This is a genomic window from Trinickia sp. (assembly GCF_035492435.1).
Taxonomy (GTDB): domain Bacteria; phylum Pseudomonadota; class Gammaproteobacteria; order Burkholderiales; family Burkholderiaceae; genus Trinickia.
Genome location: NZ_DATJJF010000090.1, coordinates 15406 through 31212, shown reverse-complemented (window position 1 = coordinate 31212; position 15807 = coordinate 15406). Strand labels below are relative to the sequence as shown.

Genomic DNA, 15807 nt, shown 5'->3' with positions numbered 1-15807 from the left:
GCTCACGCGATACGGGCGGCACAGGGCTCGGGCTCGCGATCGTCAAGCACGTGCTGCAACGGCACGATGCTGTTCTGGACGTCAAGAGCGAAGAGGGCCGGGGCAGCACGTTCGCCGTCCGGTTTCCGCCGCTGCGCAGCGTGCGGCGCCAGGCGGTCCATCTCTGACGCTTCGGGCGCGCTCGCTTCTTGAGACGGCAACGGTGAGCGGGCAAGGCGCGTCGCAGACACGGCGATGGTGCGCCGTGTCTTTCGTGGCGTTAGCCCCTCAACAGCCGAATTTGACCAGCAGGCTCGATTGCGCGTTACGCGAGGTCTTGCCTGGGCGCGAGCGCCGGTAGTGGCCATCGCTTTGCATGGTCCACGCCGACTGGTTGTCGCCGAGGAAGCCGGAAAGCCCTTCCGCAATCACGCGGCGCTTCAAACGCCGATCCTTGATCGGGAACGCCACTTCCACTCGCCGGAAGAAGTTGCGATCCATCCAGTCGGCGCTCGACAAGTAGACTTTCTCTTGTCCATCCGCGAAGAAGTAGAAGATGCGGTGATGCTCGAGGAAACGACCGACGATCGAGCGCACCGTGATGTTTTCGGAAAGTCCCGGCACGCCCGGCTGCAGCGAGCAGACGCCTCGTACGATGAGATCGATCTTGACGCCGGCTTTCGATGCTTCATAGAGCTCGGCAATGACGGTGGGTTCGAGCAACGCGTTCATCTTCGCAACGATTCGCGCCTTTTTGCCGCTGCGCGCGCTTTCGGCCTCTGCGCGAATGGCTTCCATCAGCTTGGGATGGAGCGTGAACGGCGACTGCCACAGCTCGCGTAGCTTCAGTTCGCCGCCGATGCCCGTCAGCTGCTGAAATACGTGATGGACGTCTTCACAGATCATCTGATCGGACGTCATCAGCCCGAAGTCGCTATAGAGCCGAGCGGTACGCGGATGGTAGTTGCCTGTGCCGAGATGTGCGTAGCGCTTGAGCACTGACTTGCCGTTCTCGGTCGCGCGTCGCACAATCAGCATCATCTTGGCGTGGCATTTGTGGCCGACCACGCCATACACGACGTGTGCGCCCACCGCTTCGAGCTGCGAGGCCCAGTTGATATTCGTCTCCTCGTCGAAGCGCGCGAGCAGCTCCACGACCACCGTCACCTCCTTGCCATTGCGCGCGGCCTGCATCAGCGCGTTCATCAGCGGGGAATCGGTGCCCGTGCGATAGATCGTTTGCTTGATGGCGACGACGTTCGGATCCTGCGCGGCCTGAAGCAGCAGTTCGAGGACAGGCTGGAAACTCTCGTAGGGATGATGCAGGAGCACGTCGCCTTGATCGATGGCGTCGAAAAGGCTTGGCGTGTTCGCCACGCGCTCGGATGTTGCAGGCACGTGCGGAACAAACTTGAGATCGGGGCGGTCGACCATCTCGGGCAGTTGCATGAGACGCACGAGATTCACGGGACCGTCAACGCGGTAGCAATCCTTCTCGCGCAAGCCACTTTCGTCGAGCAGACGCTGTACGATATGTGCGGGCGTTTCCGCCGATACTTCGAGCCGCACTGCATTACCGAGATGGCGCGCCGGCAGCTCGCCTTGAAGGGCGACACGCAGATTCGTGATCTCATCCTCGTCGACGAAGAGCTCACTGTTGCGCGTAATGCGGAATTGATTGCAGCTGCGCACGATGAGGTTCGGGAAAAGCTCGCTCACGAAGCGTTGCATGAACGAGCTCAGCAACACGAAACCGTAGGCGAAGCCCGACAGCTCTTGCGGCATACGCACAAGCCGAGGTAGTGCACGCGGTGCCTGCACAATCCCCATTACCGCTTGGCGGCCGAACGCATCTTTGCCTTCCAGTTCGACGACGAAATTCAGGCTCTTATTGAGCACGCGCGGAAACGGATGGGCCGGGTCCAGGCCGATCGGTGTGAGCACCGGCAACAACTCGTTGGCGAAATAGCGGCGCGCCCACGTGGTCTGCTGTTCAGTCCAGCTTTCGGCGCTGTGGAAGTAGATGCCTTCCTGTTCGAGGGCGGGCAGCACAGTCTCATGCAGCAGCCGATATTGCCGAGACACGAGCTTCTGCGCGCGTTCGACGACAAGGTTATAGACATGCTGCAGCGACATCCCATCGGGCGAGAGCGTGCCGGGATTGTCACCCATCTGTTCTTGCACCCCGGCCATGCGGATTTCGAAGAACTCATCAAGGTTGCTGCTCGTGATGCAGATGAACCGGAGGCGCTCCAGCAACGGCATGGATGGATCCGCCGCTTGCGCGAGCACGCGTTCGTTAAAACCCAGGATACCTAGCTCGCGGTTAAGCAGCGGATAGGGCGATGGCATTGGTAAGGTGGAATGCAAAGGGTCAGGGCCTGAAATGAACGGACGCTCGGAGACTCTCACAGTTTGATGTCATTGGAATTAATGGATGTCACCCATTCTACGGGGGAAGTGACGAAATTTGAGATGCTGTGAGATCGGTACCGCGCTCGCATAGCGACCGAAAGTTTCGGCGTGCGTTTTTCCCGAAGATCCACGCTCTATAATGGCGACTTTCAAGCGCGTCGCGCCAAGGCTCGGCCACCCAAGAATGATCGGGATGGGCAAGCCCGCGCGCGACCGGAAACGTTTTTACCTATGCCCAGCGCCGTGCATTTGCTTGCTTCCGTCGATCTTGGTTCAAACAGCTTCCGTCTCATCGTCGGGCGGGTTGAGGAAACGCCCGCGGGCAGCCAGATCTATCAGGTCGATGGGCTGCGCGAGCCAGTGCGGCTTGCGGCTGGCTTGTCGCCCGACAAAATGCTCGACCGCGCATCGCAAGAGCGTGCGTGGACGGCGCTGAAACGATTTGGCGAGCGGCTGCGCGACTTTCATCCCGACCACGTGCGTGCCGTCGCGACCAACACGGTCCGCGTCGCGAAGAATGCTGCCGAGTTTCTTTTAGAGGCCGAGAAGGCGCTTGGCTTTCCGATCGAAGTGATTGCCGGACGCGAAGAGGCGCGCCTCATCTATGCGGGCGCAGCGCATTCGGTGCCGGCCATCCCGGGCAAACGGCTCGTTGTCGACATCGGGGGCGGATCAACCGAGTTCATCATCGGCTCCGGCTACACGCCGCTCGTCATGGAGAGCCTCTATATCGGCTGTGTGAGCCACAGCCGCACCTTCTTTCCCGCCGGTAACGTCGACGAGTACACGATGCGGCAAGCCGAACTCGCGGCCAAGCGTGAAATCCAAATCATTTCGCGCGAGTACAAGCAGGCCGGATGGGATCAGGCGATCGGCTCATCCGGTACGGCACGTGCGCTGGCGGAGCTCGTCGAAGCCAACGGATTCAACGATTCGGGCGTGACACACGGCATCTCCCGCGGCGGCCTCGAGCGGCTCAAGCGCGCCCTCATCAAGGCCGAGAATGTCAATCGGCTCAAGCTCGTGGCGCTTAAAGCCGATCGCGTGCCGGTGCTGGCGGGCGGGTTGTCCATCATGTTGGCCGTCTTCGAGGAGCTCGGGATCGACTATGTCGATACGACGGATGGCGCACTGCGTCTCGGCGTACTTTACGACCTGCTCGGCCGAACGCAGCACCAGGACATGCGCGCCGTCACGGTAGAGGGCTTCATGCGCCGCTATGGCGTCGATCGCACGCAGGCCGAACGCATTTGCGTCCTCGCTCTCGACTTTTATAGCCAACTGCACGACGAGGTCGATGCCGAGCGTGCCGAGGAAGCCCGCACGTTTTTGCGCTGGTCCGCCTCGTTGCACGAAATCGGGCTGTCGATCTCCCACAGCGCCTATCACAAGCACTCGGCCTACATCGCCAGTAATGCCGACATGCCGGGCTTCTCCCGCACCGATCAGGCGCGGCTTGCGACACTCGTGCTCGGACATGCGGGCAAGCTCGGCAAGCTTTCGCAAACGCGCGCCGTCGAATGGCCGCTGCTTTTTTGCCTGCGACTGGCGGCGCTGCTGTGTCGGCGGCGTGCCGATATCGGGCTGCCGGGTATTCGCGTCGACAAGGCGAACGGCGGTTATGAAGTTCGTTTGCCCAACGAATGGGTTGCCAACAATCCGCTCACCGATTACAGCTTGATTCAGGAAGCCGCGGAGTGGGAGAAGGTCGGCATTCGTTATCGCGTCGTCTATACGGGCGATTGATCGACGAACCCATCGCACCTCGGGCTACCGCCTCGGGCCACCTATTGGGCGTGTGGGCGATTGGGCTCGCTGCGCCGAATCCAACTCACAAAGCCCGCTGCGTGTCGCGAGCGGGCGATGCCGGTTGCCGGACGGCGGGCGGGTGACAGGGTCGCGCTGCGCGCCCGGCCGCTAAAGCGGGTCATTTAGCGCGGCAAGGTTTCGCCGAGGAAGTGGCGAGCGTATCGCGCATTGATGTCCGCAAGGCGGAACAGCGTGAGGAAGTCGGCGCAGTTGAAATCGGGATCCCAAGCCGGCGCACCGCAAATCTTGGCACCAAGGCGTAGGTAGCCTTTGACGAGTGGCGGCGGTGCGACTCTGGCGCCCGTGCGCAGCTCCTCGACGGGCAGCGGCGTATGCGGGAAGGCGTGATACTCCGAATCCGTCAGTGCACTTTCGCGCAATGTTTCATAAAGGTTCGCGGCGAAGTGGCCGCCGTCAGCCATCGGCACGCTGGCACAGCCCAACATCGTTTCGTAGCCGTTTTGCATCATGTACGTGCCGAGGCCGCCCCACAGCGACATAATGACCGAACCGCTGCGATAGTCAGGGTGTACGCAGGAGCGCCCCACCTCGACTAGCTTGCCGCGCAGATGCGCGAGACGCGACAGGTCGAACTCGCCTTCAGCGTACAGGCGACCGATGCGTGCCGCTTGATGCGGCGGCAGCACCCGGTAGGTGCCGACCACAGTGAACGTCTCGAGATCGCGCACGAGCAGATGATCGCAGTAGGCGTCGAACCGATCGACGTCGAGTCCGGCAGGTCCTGCCACGCTAGCACCCATCTCTTCAGCGAAAACGCGGTAGCGCAGACGCTGAGCTTCGCGCAGCTCTTCGTCCGTCCGGGCCCAGCCCACTTGCAGGCGATGCTGCGCGGTAATCGTCTCTTCGGTGCTCGGGAGGCGGCGGCGCGAGTCGCGCAGAATGGAAGCGAGGGGCAGGGTGGGCGTCGGCAGATCTCGCATAGAAGTTCCTGTTAAAGGTAGGAATTGCTGCGTGTTTTGCCAATGTAGTAACCGGCTGTGACAGTTGCATGTAAAAAAGGTGTAAATCCGATGACATGTCGTATGTAAGACACGCAGTTTTCACGCCGCTTGCACAAGGCGGCGGTGCCGTGACTTTAGGTGAGATCCGGGGGGATTACTGCACGGACGACGGTTTGATGCCCGCCGTTACGCTCTCGTCCCTCCAGCCACCAGATACCGCCTTTCTTGATAGGCCACTCGGTCTGCGCGCCAGTGAGTAGCCAGGAGGCGACGAATCCGAGCGTCGGCTGGTGGCCGACCACCACGACCGTCTGGGCGACGCCGTCCGGCCAGCCCACGGCCGCGAGTAAATCGTCGACCGCAGCACCGGGCGCGATTTCGTCTGCAACGCGATATTGGTCTGTCAACGCTTCGACCGTCTGAACGGTACGCGCGGCGGGGCTGGCGAGGATTAACGCATCGGGCGGTAGGTGGTGTCGGAGCCACTTGGCCGCCGCTTGCGCTTGTTTGCGCCCGCGCGAGGTGAGCTGACGGGAAAGGTCGGTTTGTGCCGTATCTTCCGCCTCCGCATGGCGCCAGAGAATCAGGTTCATCGCAGTAGTCCGGTGGGTGCGCATCTTAACTGCGCAAGCGCGATGCCTGTGGGGTGCTGGGTTTGCGCTTGATCGATTGCATCGGATCATGCCTTTTGACAAGGTGTAATGTTATTGGCGATCTCGCCATTGTCGAGCCGAAATGTCGGCAATCAAATTGATGATTGACCGGGCGCGCAGTGGCGGCTACAATGCGTCTCCTTTCTGACGGAGCGTAGCGCAGCCTGGTAGCGCATCTGATTTGGGATCAGAGGGTCGAAGGTTCGAATCCTTTCGCTCCGACCAATGCATCAAGCAAAAAGCCCGGTCCGCAAGGCCGGGCTTTTTGTTTTGTGGCTCCATTAAGCGGATTTCTCAACCGATCGAGTGAAGAGTCGATACTGGGCCGCTGCCTTGTGATGTTCCGGGATTTTTTCGACGCAAACAGCCAAGGCGCATCCATAAGCCGAACGTGCCACGCGGTGCCGTGTTTCAGTTTTCACAGCCCGCGCTGAACACGTGACGTCCCCTGACCGACACTGATTCGAGGCGAGCGCCAATGTTCTGAGACGGGCGCCTGGCAACCGTTGCCTCGCCGCGCCAAGCCATCAGACCCATCAGGCCACAAGCTTCGGAAAGCCGACGCCCGCGAGCGTTTCGCAAATCCGCCACAACTTTGCGGCTGCGACTGCATCGCGCGCCTGACTCGCGACGCGCGCGTTGCCCACGCGGCTTCCTCTCGCTTCAAAAAGGCCCATGGGCCCGTAATATCCACCGTCGCGAACGCAATCGGAAGTCGCCGCATACAGCGTCGGGAGTGCACCCATTGGACCGGTATTCAGCGCAAGCGCGATGAGCCGGCCGGCCAGGCGGCGTAGGGCGCGCTCGATCGCCGGGTAATCGCCGCTGCTAAAAAGGTTCGTGTCGGCGACACCCGGGTGCGCCGCCACGGACATCACGCGCGATTGCGCCTCGCGCAGGCGCCGGTCGAGTTCGAACGCGAACATCAGGTCGGCCAGCTTGGATTGCCGGTATGCGCGCATGGGCGAGTATGAGCGGGTGGACTGCAAATCCTCGAAGTCGAGCTGGCCGCCCTTATGCGCGATGGATGCGATCGTGACGATACGCGGCCGTTCGGCCGCCTCGGCGGCAGCTTGTTCAAGGGCGGGCAAGAGCCACGCCGTCAGCGCGAAATGGCCGAGCACATTGGTTCCAAACTGCAACTCGAAGCCATCGGCGGTCTCGAGCCGTGCAGGCGGTGCCATGACGCCGGCGTTATTGATGAGAATGTGGATGGGGCGACGTTGGGCAAGCTCGCGTTCTGCGAATTCGCGTACGGACGACAATGAAGCGAGGTCGAGTTGAGCGAGTTCGAGTCGCGCTCCCGGCGTCGCCGCCCGTATGGCGGTCATGGCGGCCTCTGCGCGCCGCGGGTCGCGGCACGCGAGCACGATATGCGCGCCTTTGCGCGCCAGCTCCAACGCCGCATAGTAGCCAATGCCGCTGTTGGCGCCTGTGATGAGCACACGCTTGCCGGACTGATCACCGATATCGGCGAGAGTCCATGATTGTTCGGTCGTCATTTCAGCTGAGATGCAGGTTGAGTAATGGTGCCTGCCAAGCGCCTGAGTGCTGGGCAGAAAAGGGGCATGCGTCTGATGGCCGTTACTCAGAGGTCCACGACTTTGTCCCAGGAGAATGCCGGGTTCTCGGGGCGGGCGCGCCGACGGTCGACGTAACCTCGTGGATTACAGACGACGCGCGTGCCGTTCACGACATAGTCGAAAGATGCATGCGTGTGGCCGTGAATCCAGAGTGCAACGGGCTCGCGAACCAGCGTCGGCAAATGGCTGATAAAGCCCGCCGACGCAAGGTCATGCGCAAAGCGTGGCGCGAGGCTGTCGCGATGCGGCGCATGGTGGGTCACGACGATGGTCTTGCCCGCGAACGGCTTGGCGATCTCCGCCGCAAGCCACGCGCGAGCTTGGCGATGCAGCGCAAGCGAATCGACAGGCGTGAAGTTGTGCGAAGCGCTTTCGTTTGCCCCGGCATCGGTGGTCCACGCCAGTTGAATGGGCCCGCGATAATCAACCAACGATTTCTCGGAAGCCGCCATGGCCGTCGCGCGCGATGCATCGTCGGCGCCGAACAGCTCGAAGTCGGTCCACAGCGTGGTGCCCAGCACGCGCCATTGCCCGCGTGGATCCACGAACGATGCGTTGTTGAGGTAGTGCACGTTGTCGATTGCGGCGGCTGCATCGCGCATGGCCACCTCCAACGCACCGAACTCGCCGTCGTAGTATTCGTGATTGCCCGGCACGTAGACGATGGGCGTGGTTGGATCGAACGTCTCGGCCGCCCAATAGAGGCCTGCGGCGTGGTTGTGAATATCGCCGGCTAGCACGATCAAATCGGCATCGGCGTGCGCAATGACTTCCGGCTCGTCGCACTCGAGGTGCAAGTCTGACAGTACGCGGATTTTCAAAGCGGGTTCCTCACTCGAAACGCTTGGCGTTCAGCGTAACACTTTGCCGGGGTTCATCAGGCTCAGCGGATCAAGCGCCGATTTAATGGCGCGCATGAGCGTCAGCTCGACCGGTGACTTGTAGCGTGCCGCATCGTCGATTTTCAATTGCCCAAGCCCGTGTTCTGCGCTGATGCTGCCGCCATGGCGATGCACGCTGTCGTAGACGATGCGATTGAGCGCCGCCTGATACTGTGCGAGAAAAGCCTTGGGGTCGCCGCCCTCCGGCGTCTGCACGTTGTAGTGCAGATTGCCGTCGCCGAGATGGCCGAACGTCACCATGCGCGCGCCCGGTGCGGCTGCAGCAATGGCAGCGTCCGTCTCCTCGATGAACGCGCCGATACGAGAGATCGGCACACCAATGTCGTGCTTGATGTTGAGCCCTTCTTCGGCCTGCGCGAGCGGAATATGTTCGCGCAAGTCCCAGAACGCGCGCGATTGCGCGAGGCTTTCGGCGACGACGGCGTCCTCCACGAGTCCCGTCTCGAGGGCTTCTTCCATCATGCGCTCGAAGAGGCTGCGCGCGTGCGCTTCGCTTTCGCTGTCGGAAAGCTCGATCAGCACGACCTGCGCATGTTGCCCATCGAATGGGTAGCGCAACTGCGAAAAGTGCTTGCCGACAAGCTGCAAGCAAAAATCCGACATCAGCTCGAACGCGGTCAAGAGCGGCCCCGAGTAGCGCTCAGCCAGTGCGAACAAGTCGAGCGCGGCTTGCGGCGACGCCAGCGCGGCGAGCGAAGTCAGGCGCGCGGCCGGCTGCGGGTGCAGCTTCAGCACCGCTGCCGTGATGATTCCGAGCGTGCCCTCGGCACCAATGTAGAGATCGCGCAGGTCGTAACCGGTGTTGTCCTTGCGCAGCCCGCGCAAGCCGTCCCAAATTTCGCCTTGCGGCGTCACCACTTCGAGGCCCAGGCAGAGCTCACGTGCATTGCCGTAGCGCAGTACTCCCGTGCCGCCGGCATTCGTTGCGAGGTTGCCGCCGATCGTGCAACTGCCTTCGGCTGCGAGGCTCAACGGAAAGAGTCGCCCTGCATCGCGTGCCCGCGCTTGCACGTCGGCAAGCACTACGCCGGCTTCGACCGTAATCGTGTTGTTATGCACGTCAAGCGAACGTATGCGGTTCAAGCGAGTAAGGCTGAGCACTGCCGTTTTGCCGCTCGTGTCGGGGGTCGCGCCACCGGCGAGGCCGGTGTTGCCGCCTTGCGGTACGAGCCCGACGCGGTGGGTGGCGGCAAGGCGCACGAGGGCGGCCACTTCGTCGGTTGTGCCGGGCCGAAGCACGGCGCAGGCAGTGCCTGTATAGCGGTGGCGCCAGTCGGTCAGGTAGGCGGCGGTGTCCGCAGCGTCAGTCAGTACATGAGCGGCGCCGATGGCGTCGCGGCAGGCGGCGACGAAATCGGTGGGCGTAGAAAGGGAAGTGGTATCGGTCATAGCAATCATTGTCGTCAACAACGAGGGCACACAACGCACAGCATGTGTGTAACAGGCAGGAGCCGAGGCAGACTTACGGTGCGTGCCACTGCCTGCGCGCAGAGTGCGGACTTCAAGCCGGCGGCCGTTGTCACCGCCGCACCGCGGCTCCCGGTTCCCCGCGCTCGGAAGCTCGCGCGGCGGCATCGGCTTGCGAACGGCGCTGCGCCGCCCTGGCGGCCCGCTTGAATGGCGCCACGTACGCGAGCGCGCAAGCCAGAAATAACAGTGAAAGCGCGGTCTCCACCCAGCCGAGCCATGCCGATGGTGGCGCATCGCTCATTCCACGCACAACGCCTTCAGTGAAGTAAAGCAAGATCAGCATCGACGTCCACTGAAACGTGTAGAGGCGCCGGCGCAACAGGCCCGGTAGCGCGAAGGCAAGCGGCAGCGCTTTGAGGACGAGTGCCGAGCCGCCGGGCCGCAGCGGCGCGAGCCAGCGTTCCCAGGCGACGGCGAGAACGATGAGCGCGATGAGCGCAAGGGCAGCGCCGATCGCACATGCGCTGCAACCCCTTGTTTCCTCGAGCCTGAGCGCGATGGGATTGGGGCGAGCCGTTCGCCTGCCCGGTTTCATGGCTGGCCGGTGAGCAGTGATGCCGTGCGTGCAAGACGGACGCCGAGTGCAACGGCGAGCGATTTTTCTTCGGGCGAGAGGGAGGATTCGCGTGCCCCCGCGCCCGATACATGCGAGGCGCCGTAAGGCGTGCCGCCGCTTCGTGTCGCCGACAAGGCACTCTCCGTGTAAGGAATCCCGAGAAGCATCATGCCATGATGCAACAGCGGCAGCATCATCGAAAGCAGCGTGGTTTCCTGGCCGCCGTGGAGGCTGCCTGTCGACGTGAACACGCACGCCGGTTTGCCGGCGAGCGCACCGCTTAGCCACTGCGGAGTTGTGCCGTCGAGAAAATGCTTGAGCGAAGCAGCCATATTGCCAAAGCGCGTCGGCGAGCCGAGGGCGAGTCCGGCACACTCCTCGAGATCGCGCAGCTCGGCATAGGGCGGCCCGTCAGCCGGAATGTCGGGCTCGGTGGCTTGCGTGACGGGCGATACGCTCGGCACCGTGCGAATTCTGGACTGCATGCCTGGCACGCTGTCGATGCCTTGCGCAATTGCGAGCGCCAGCTCGCGCGTCGCGCCGTGCCGGCTGTAATAAAGTACGAGAATATCTTTCATGGGCCTCACTCGTGAGCGGCTTATTATAGGGGGCGTGGGCTGCATTGCAGGTGACACGTGCGCTGCGTTCAGGTGGTTTGACGCGCTTGGCGGCGCGCTTGCCGCCCCCATTCCCAGGCGGAGGTTCTTTTGCGGAAGTTGAGCTGCGACTTCGACACACTGCGACGGCTGGCGCACTTCGCGGCGCAGCGCAGTCGCGAAGACCGCATCGTCCAGGCGGCGGGCAGCCTGACGTTTACGACGATGCTCGCGATCGTCCCGCTCGCGACGGTAGCGTTCGCAGTCTTCACTGCGTTTCCGATTTTTGCGAAGTTTCAGTCGTCACTGCAGACGTTTTTAGCGCAGCATTTGATGCCGGACCAGATCAACGTTCAGATCTTCCGCTATTTGAATCAGTTCGCATCAAGGGCAAAAGGGCTCACCACGGCGGGCCTGATCGTGCTTTTTTTCATTGCCGTGATGACGATGATGACGGTCGAGTCGGCGTTTAATTTGATCTGGCGGGTGCCCAAGCCGCGACCCTTCGCGCAGCGCGTGCTCGTGTACTGGGCGGTCATTACCCTCGGGCCACTCCTTATTGGCGTCAGCCTTTCGATCACATCGTATCTGTTCACGCCTTCGGCGCCGCTATCGGAGTTGTCGCCGCTCTTCGGATGGGCGCTGACGGGCGCCGCGTTGCCGTTCACAGCCTTCGTGTTCACGATGCTCTACGTGTACCTGCCGAACTGCTCGGTGCAGTGGCGCGACGCAGTCGTCGGCGGGCTCGCCGCGGCGGTGGGGTTCGAGCTTGCCAAGCGCGGCTTTGGCTACTATGTGCGAAACATGCCGACCTACACGGCGGTCTATGGAGCATTTGCGCTGGTGCCGATGTTCCTGGTCTGGGTGTATTTAAGCTGGTTCGTCACGCTGGTCGGTGCAGCGATCGTCGCAATCCTGCCCGCGATTCGCGTTGGCCAGTTTCACCGGCGCGCTTATCCGGGGGGCGACCTGCTCGATGCGCTCGAGCTGCTGGCTCGCCTGAATGAAGCGCGCGAATCGGGCCGGCCTGGGCGGACGGTCTTCGAGCTTGCCCGGTCAATGCGTTGCGATCTCGGGACCGCGACTAGGCTCGTCGAAAAGCTTAACCGGCGCGAATGGATCACGCGCGTACAGGAAGGCGGCGACGGCATACCGCGCTATGCCTTGCTCGCAAACCCCGCGCAGCTTACCGTGGGGCAGGTTGTCGACCTTTTCGTCGTGGAACGGGCCGGACTCGAATACCAGCTTAAGCTCGAGGCGACGTGCGTGAATGGCGAACCGTTGCTGAGCGCGCTGAAAAACGACAAGCTTGATATCTCGCTTGCGACGCTCTTCGCCGCTTACAGCACACGCACGTCCTCCGATGACAGCGCACGGGCGCCGGCTGCGACACCCCGGCACGCCTGATGTCTCGGAGCCTCGGGGGCTCGGTCAGCGCAAGGTGCGCTACAGCCGAATCTTCCCCGTGCAGATGTCAAGGAACATGGCCCAGTCGCCTATCAGGCTATAGATGGGGTGCCGGAAGGTCGCAGGACGGTTCTTCTCGAAGGCGAAATGGCCAACCCAGGCGAAGCCGTACCCGCAGACTACGGCGGCTGGCAGCCAAACCCAGTCACCGGTGCCTACCGCGAGGCACAAACAGCCGATCACGCCAAGCGAACCGATGAAGTGCAAACGCCGGCAGATGCGGTTGCGGTGCTCGCTGAGGTAGAACGGATAAAACTCGGCGAAATTCGCAAAGTGAGTTGGCTGAACGTCGCGGGCCATGAAACGCCTCCGTTCGGCGAAGCTTTCGATGTGCGCCCCAAGGCTTATCCACGGCTAATGGCCGGCGCTATCTTCAGGGCCACGGGCGTGCGGGTGACGGCCAAAGAGCCGCTCGGTTCATTGTGCGGCGAAACGCGGGGTTGCCGCAACCCGGCTTTCGGTCGGCCGATTCGCCGGTTTGTCGGTTACGGATGTATGTGCGGTTACGCTCGCGGGCTGAGCGGGCGAGCGAATTCGAACAGTGTGTCGAGGGTGGCGTCGGGTTGCTCCGTCATGAGTGCGTGGCCCGCATCCAGCATGACGGTGTTTACATCGCAGCCGCCTGCGGTAAGCGCATCGGCCAAGGCGCGCGCGGCACGAGGCGGCGTCATCGAGTCTTTCGCCCCGAGAATGAGGCGCACGGGGCAGCGCACTTGCGCCGCACGCAGCAGCCCGTCAGCGTAGGCGTGGCAAGCGGCGAAGTCGGTGTGCAGCAGGTGCGGCTCGCCTAGTACGGCAACACGTTCCATCAGACGCTGATTGGCGCCGTGAAGCCAGAAGCCTGGTCCGGGGCACGAAGGCTTGGCCGCGATCGTCGCGTGAGACCAGCGATTGACGAAGTCGATCGCTTCCGTTTCGCGATGGAGCGCCGCATCCAGCAACACCTCGGAGACCGCCATCGGAACGGCCGTGGCGACCAGCGCGAGCCGCGCCGCCCGCTTTGGATATCGGCCGGCGAAATCGAGCGCGATGAGCGAGCCCATGCTGTGTCCGACGATGAACGCGTCCGGCGCGCCGACGGCATCGAGCAGAGCGGCGAGCCACTCTGCGAGGGCGCCGATGCTCATAGCAGCGGGACCCGCACTGCGGCCGTGGCCGGGGAGGTCGACGGCAAGCACGTTGAATCCGTGGTGGCCGAAGTACCGGCTTTGCAGTGCCCAGACGCTATGGTCGTGCTGCGCGCCATGGAGGAACACCGCGGTGGGCAGCGCCGGATCGAATGACTTGCCCGCCGAATAGGCGTAGATGGCCTGACTGCCGACGTCGATGATCATCGCGCCTCCTTGTTGGACGGGGAAGCGGCTGCGGCCGGCGGCGAAGCCTTCATGGCCGCTTTCAGGGCGCGCTTGAGGTCGTCGATGAGGTCGTCGGCATCCTCGAGTCCGATAGACAGACGGATCGTTCCATCGCCGATGCCGGCCGCGGCGAGGGCGGCGGCGTCCATGCGGACGTGGGTCGTTGACGCCGGGTGAATCACAAGCGAGCGCACGTCGCCGACGTGGGCGAGATGCGAGAACAGCGTCAGTGCCTCGATGAAACACCGGCTTGCGACAACACCGCCGCGCAAATTGAAGCTGACGACGGCACCGGCGCCGCGCGGTAGCAACCGTTGCGCAAGGGCATGGTCAGGATGCGACTCGAGCTCGGGGTAGGCGACTGATTCGACCGCCGCATGCGACGAAAGGAACTCGACGATCTTGCGCGTGTTCGCAATATGCCGGTCCATGCGCAGGTGCAGCGTTTCGATGCCTTGCAGCAGTTGCCAGGCGGCCTGAGGATGCAAGCTCGCGCCGAAATCGTGCAGCCCCTCGCAGCGGGCGCGCAGCAGGAACGCAGCGACAGTGCTCTCTTCGGCAAAGACCATGCCGTGCAAGCCTGTATACGGCTCGGTGAGTTCGGGAAAGCGTCCCGAGGCCACGAAGTCGAACGTGCCGCCATCGACGAGCACACCGCCCACGGTCGTGCCGTGTCCGCCGAGGAACTGCGTTGCCGCGTGATGCACGAAGTCCGCGCCGTGCTCGATCGGTCTCAGCAGATAGGGCGTGGTGAGCGTCGAATCGACGAGTAGCGGCACGCGATGCTCGTGCGCGAGTTGCGCGATGGTGGTGATGTCGAGCACGTCAAGGCTCGGATTGCCGAGTGTCTCGCCGAACAGCAGCCGCGTGTTGGGCCGCAGTGCCGCGCGCCAGCCGTCGATATCGCGCGGCTGGACGAATGTCGTTTCAATACCGAAGCGGCGCAGCGTGCAGTGCAGCAAGCTGTACGCGCTGCCGCGAAGCGCGCTCGAGGCCACGATGTGCGCGCCGGCGCCCATCAAGGTGGCGATAGCGAGGTGCAGCGCGGCTTGTCCGCTTGCGGTGCCGATTGCGCCAACGGCGTTCTCAAGCGCCGCGACACGCTCTTCAAACACGGCGACAGTCGGGTTCGAGGTGCGCGAGTGGATGTGGCCGGCTCGCTCCGTGTTGAAAAGTGCCGCGGCATGGTCGGCGTCGCGAAAGACAAAGGCCGCACTTTGATGGATTGGCGTGACGCGCGCCCCCGTCGCGGGATCGGGCGCGGCGCCTGCGTGGACTGCCAGCGTATCGAAGCGGTTCGCACTCATTGGTTGCGGCCGGATGCGCATCCGGAATCGGTTGGCGTGCCGGCCATCCTATCACCGCGCCGCTTTTTGACCAGTGAGCGTGCGTCAGATGGTCACAGTTGGCCTGATTTTGGCCATTCATCGATGCGTGAGCCCACTGCGGCCGGGGTGGAGGCGGGCGACCAGCTTTCCTTTTAGGGACCTTTCAGCTAGCATCGTTTAATCGACGATTAATCGTTTTAGCAAGGTTCTTGGAGGACCGGAGGATTCATGAGGGTCAGCGATATTCTGCAAGTGAAGGGCACGGTGCTCTATACGGTAACCCCGGACACGTCGCTCAGCGACGCGGTGAACACGATGGCCGTGCACGACATCGGCTCGCTGGTGGTCATGGCGTACGGCGATCTGGTCGGGATGCTGACTTTTCGCGAAATCATCAAGACGCTAAGCACACAGGGCGGCAGTGTCGGCAGCGCGACGATCCGCAAGGTGATGGACGATCATCCGATCACCTGCACGCCTGACACCGATGTCAACGAAGTGCGCCGCATGATGCTCGACCACCACGTTCGTTACCTGCCCGTCATCGACAATCGCACGCTGATGGGCGTGATTTCGTTTTACGATGTGGCGAAGGCTGTCGTGGAAGAGCAAAGCTTTGAAAACCGCATGCTGAAGGCCTATATCCGTGATTGGCCCGAGGAAAACGAAGCCCACTCCGTGCGCTGATGCCGTCCCGGCATCGAGCCACCACGCCATCGCACCGCCTCAGCT

At 62.7% G+C, this 15807-nt stretch carries 15 protein-coding genes and 1 tRNA gene; 5 read left to right on the top strand and 11 right to left on the bottom strand.

Annotated elements, in window-relative coordinates:
- The coding region (locus tag VL598_RS06460) for an ATP-binding protein (protein ID WP_325325871.1) at positions 1 to 167 on the top strand (167 nt) is incomplete at its 5' end.
- A gap of 100 nt (positions 168 to 267) precedes the next feature.
- Here the strand turns inward: VL598_RS06460 and ppk1 are convergent.
- Positions 268 to 2331, bottom strand: coding sequence for a polyphosphate kinase 1 (ppk1, locus tag VL598_RS06455; protein WP_325325868.1), 2064 nt, complete (start codon positions 2329 to 2331; stop codon positions 268 to 270).
- Between the two features lie 294 nt (positions 2332 to 2625).
- Between ppk1 and ppx the strand changes: the two genes are divergently transcribed.
- A complete protein-coding gene (gene ppx / locus VL598_RS06450) occupies positions 2626 to 4140 on the top strand; it encodes an exopolyphosphatase (protein ID WP_325325867.1) in 1515 nt (504 codons plus the stop codon).
- Between the two features lie 185 nt (positions 4141 to 4325).
- Here the strand turns inward: ppx and VL598_RS06445 are convergent, their stop codons facing one another.
- Positions 4326 to 5144, bottom strand: a complete 819-nt coding sequence (locus VL598_RS06445; protein ID WP_325325866.1) for a GNAT family N-acetyltransferase — start codon at positions 5142 to 5144, stop codon at positions 4326 to 4328.
- A 155-nt stretch (positions 5145 to 5299) separates the two neighbouring features.
- Complete coding sequence (locus VL598_RS06440; protein WP_325325865.1) at positions 5300 to 5758, bottom strand: SixA phosphatase family protein; 459 nt, start codon at positions 5756 to 5758, stop codon at positions 5300 to 5302.
- Between the two features lie 208 nt (positions 5759 to 5966).
- On the opposite strand from VL598_RS06440, the gene VL598_RS06435 reads away from it, so the two are divergent.
- Positions 5967 to 6043, top strand: a tRNA-Pro gene (locus tag VL598_RS06435).
- Positions 6044 to 6354: 311 nt separating this feature from the next.
- Here the strand turns inward: VL598_RS06435 and VL598_RS06430 are convergent.
- From VL598_RS06430 to wrbA, 5 genes are all read right to left on the bottom strand, one after another.
- Positions 6355 to 7320: an oxidoreductase gene (locus VL598_RS06430; RefSeq protein WP_325325864.1), complete on the bottom strand. Its 966-nt coding sequence runs from the start codon at positions 7318 to 7320 to the stop codon at positions 6355 to 6357.
- Between the two features lie 86 nt (positions 7321 to 7406).
- Positions 7407 to 8222, bottom strand: a complete 816-nt coding sequence (locus VL598_RS06425; protein WP_325325863.1) for a metallophosphoesterase — start codon at positions 8220 to 8222, stop codon at positions 7407 to 7409.
- 30 nt (positions 8223 to 8252) lie between these two features.
- A complete protein-coding gene (locus VL598_RS06420; protein WP_325325862.1) occupies positions 8253 to 9692 on the bottom strand; it encodes an FAD-binding oxidoreductase in 1440 nt (479 codons plus the stop codon).
- A 130-nt stretch (positions 9693 to 9822) separates the two neighbouring features.
- Positions 9823 to 10308, bottom strand: coding sequence for a DUF2069 domain-containing protein (locus VL598_RS06415; protein ID WP_325325861.1), 486 nt, complete (start codon positions 10306 to 10308; stop codon positions 9823 to 9825).
- On the bottom strand, positions 10305 to 10907 hold the full coding sequence (gene wrbA / locus VL598_RS06410; RefSeq protein WP_325325860.1) for an NAD(P)H:quinone oxidoreductase: 603 nt from the start codon (positions 10905 to 10907) through the stop codon (positions 10305 to 10307). The genes VL598_RS06415 and wrbA overlap by 4 nt, the downstream gene beginning before the upstream one ends.
- A gap of 129 nt (positions 10908 to 11036) precedes the next feature.
- On the opposite strand from wrbA, the gene VL598_RS06405 reads away from it, so the two are divergent.
- Entirely contained in the window at positions 11037 to 12332 is a 1296-nt protein-coding gene (locus VL598_RS06405) for a YihY family inner membrane protein (RefSeq protein ID WP_325325859.1), read from the top strand.
- Between the two features lie 39 nt (positions 12333 to 12371).
- Here the strand turns inward: VL598_RS06405 and VL598_RS06400 are convergent, their stop codons facing one another.
- The 3 genes from VL598_RS06400 to VL598_RS06390 form a co-directional block, all read right to left on the bottom strand.
- Positions 12372 to 12692: an Mpo1-like protein gene (locus tag VL598_RS06400; protein WP_325325858.1), complete on the bottom strand. Its 321-nt coding sequence runs from the start codon at positions 12690 to 12692 to the stop codon at positions 12372 to 12374.
- Positions 12693 to 12895: 203 nt separating this feature from the next.
- Entirely contained in the window at positions 12896 to 13726 is an 831-nt protein-coding gene (locus VL598_RS06395; protein ID WP_325325857.1) for an alpha/beta hydrolase, read from the bottom strand.
- Positions 13723 to 15054, bottom strand: coding sequence for an O-acetylhomoserine aminocarboxypropyltransferase (locus VL598_RS06390; RefSeq protein ID WP_325325856.1), 1332 nt, complete (start codon positions 15052 to 15054; stop codon positions 13723 to 13725). The genes VL598_RS06395 and VL598_RS06390 overlap by 4 nt, the downstream gene beginning before the upstream one ends.
- A gap of 249 nt (positions 15055 to 15303) precedes the next feature.
- On the opposite strand from VL598_RS06390, the gene VL598_RS06385 reads away from it, so the two are divergent.
- A complete protein-coding gene (locus VL598_RS06385) occupies positions 15304 to 15762 on the top strand; it encodes a CBS domain-containing protein (protein ID WP_325325855.1) in 459 nt (152 codons plus the stop codon).
- Positions 15763 to 15807 lie beyond the last annotated feature (45 nt).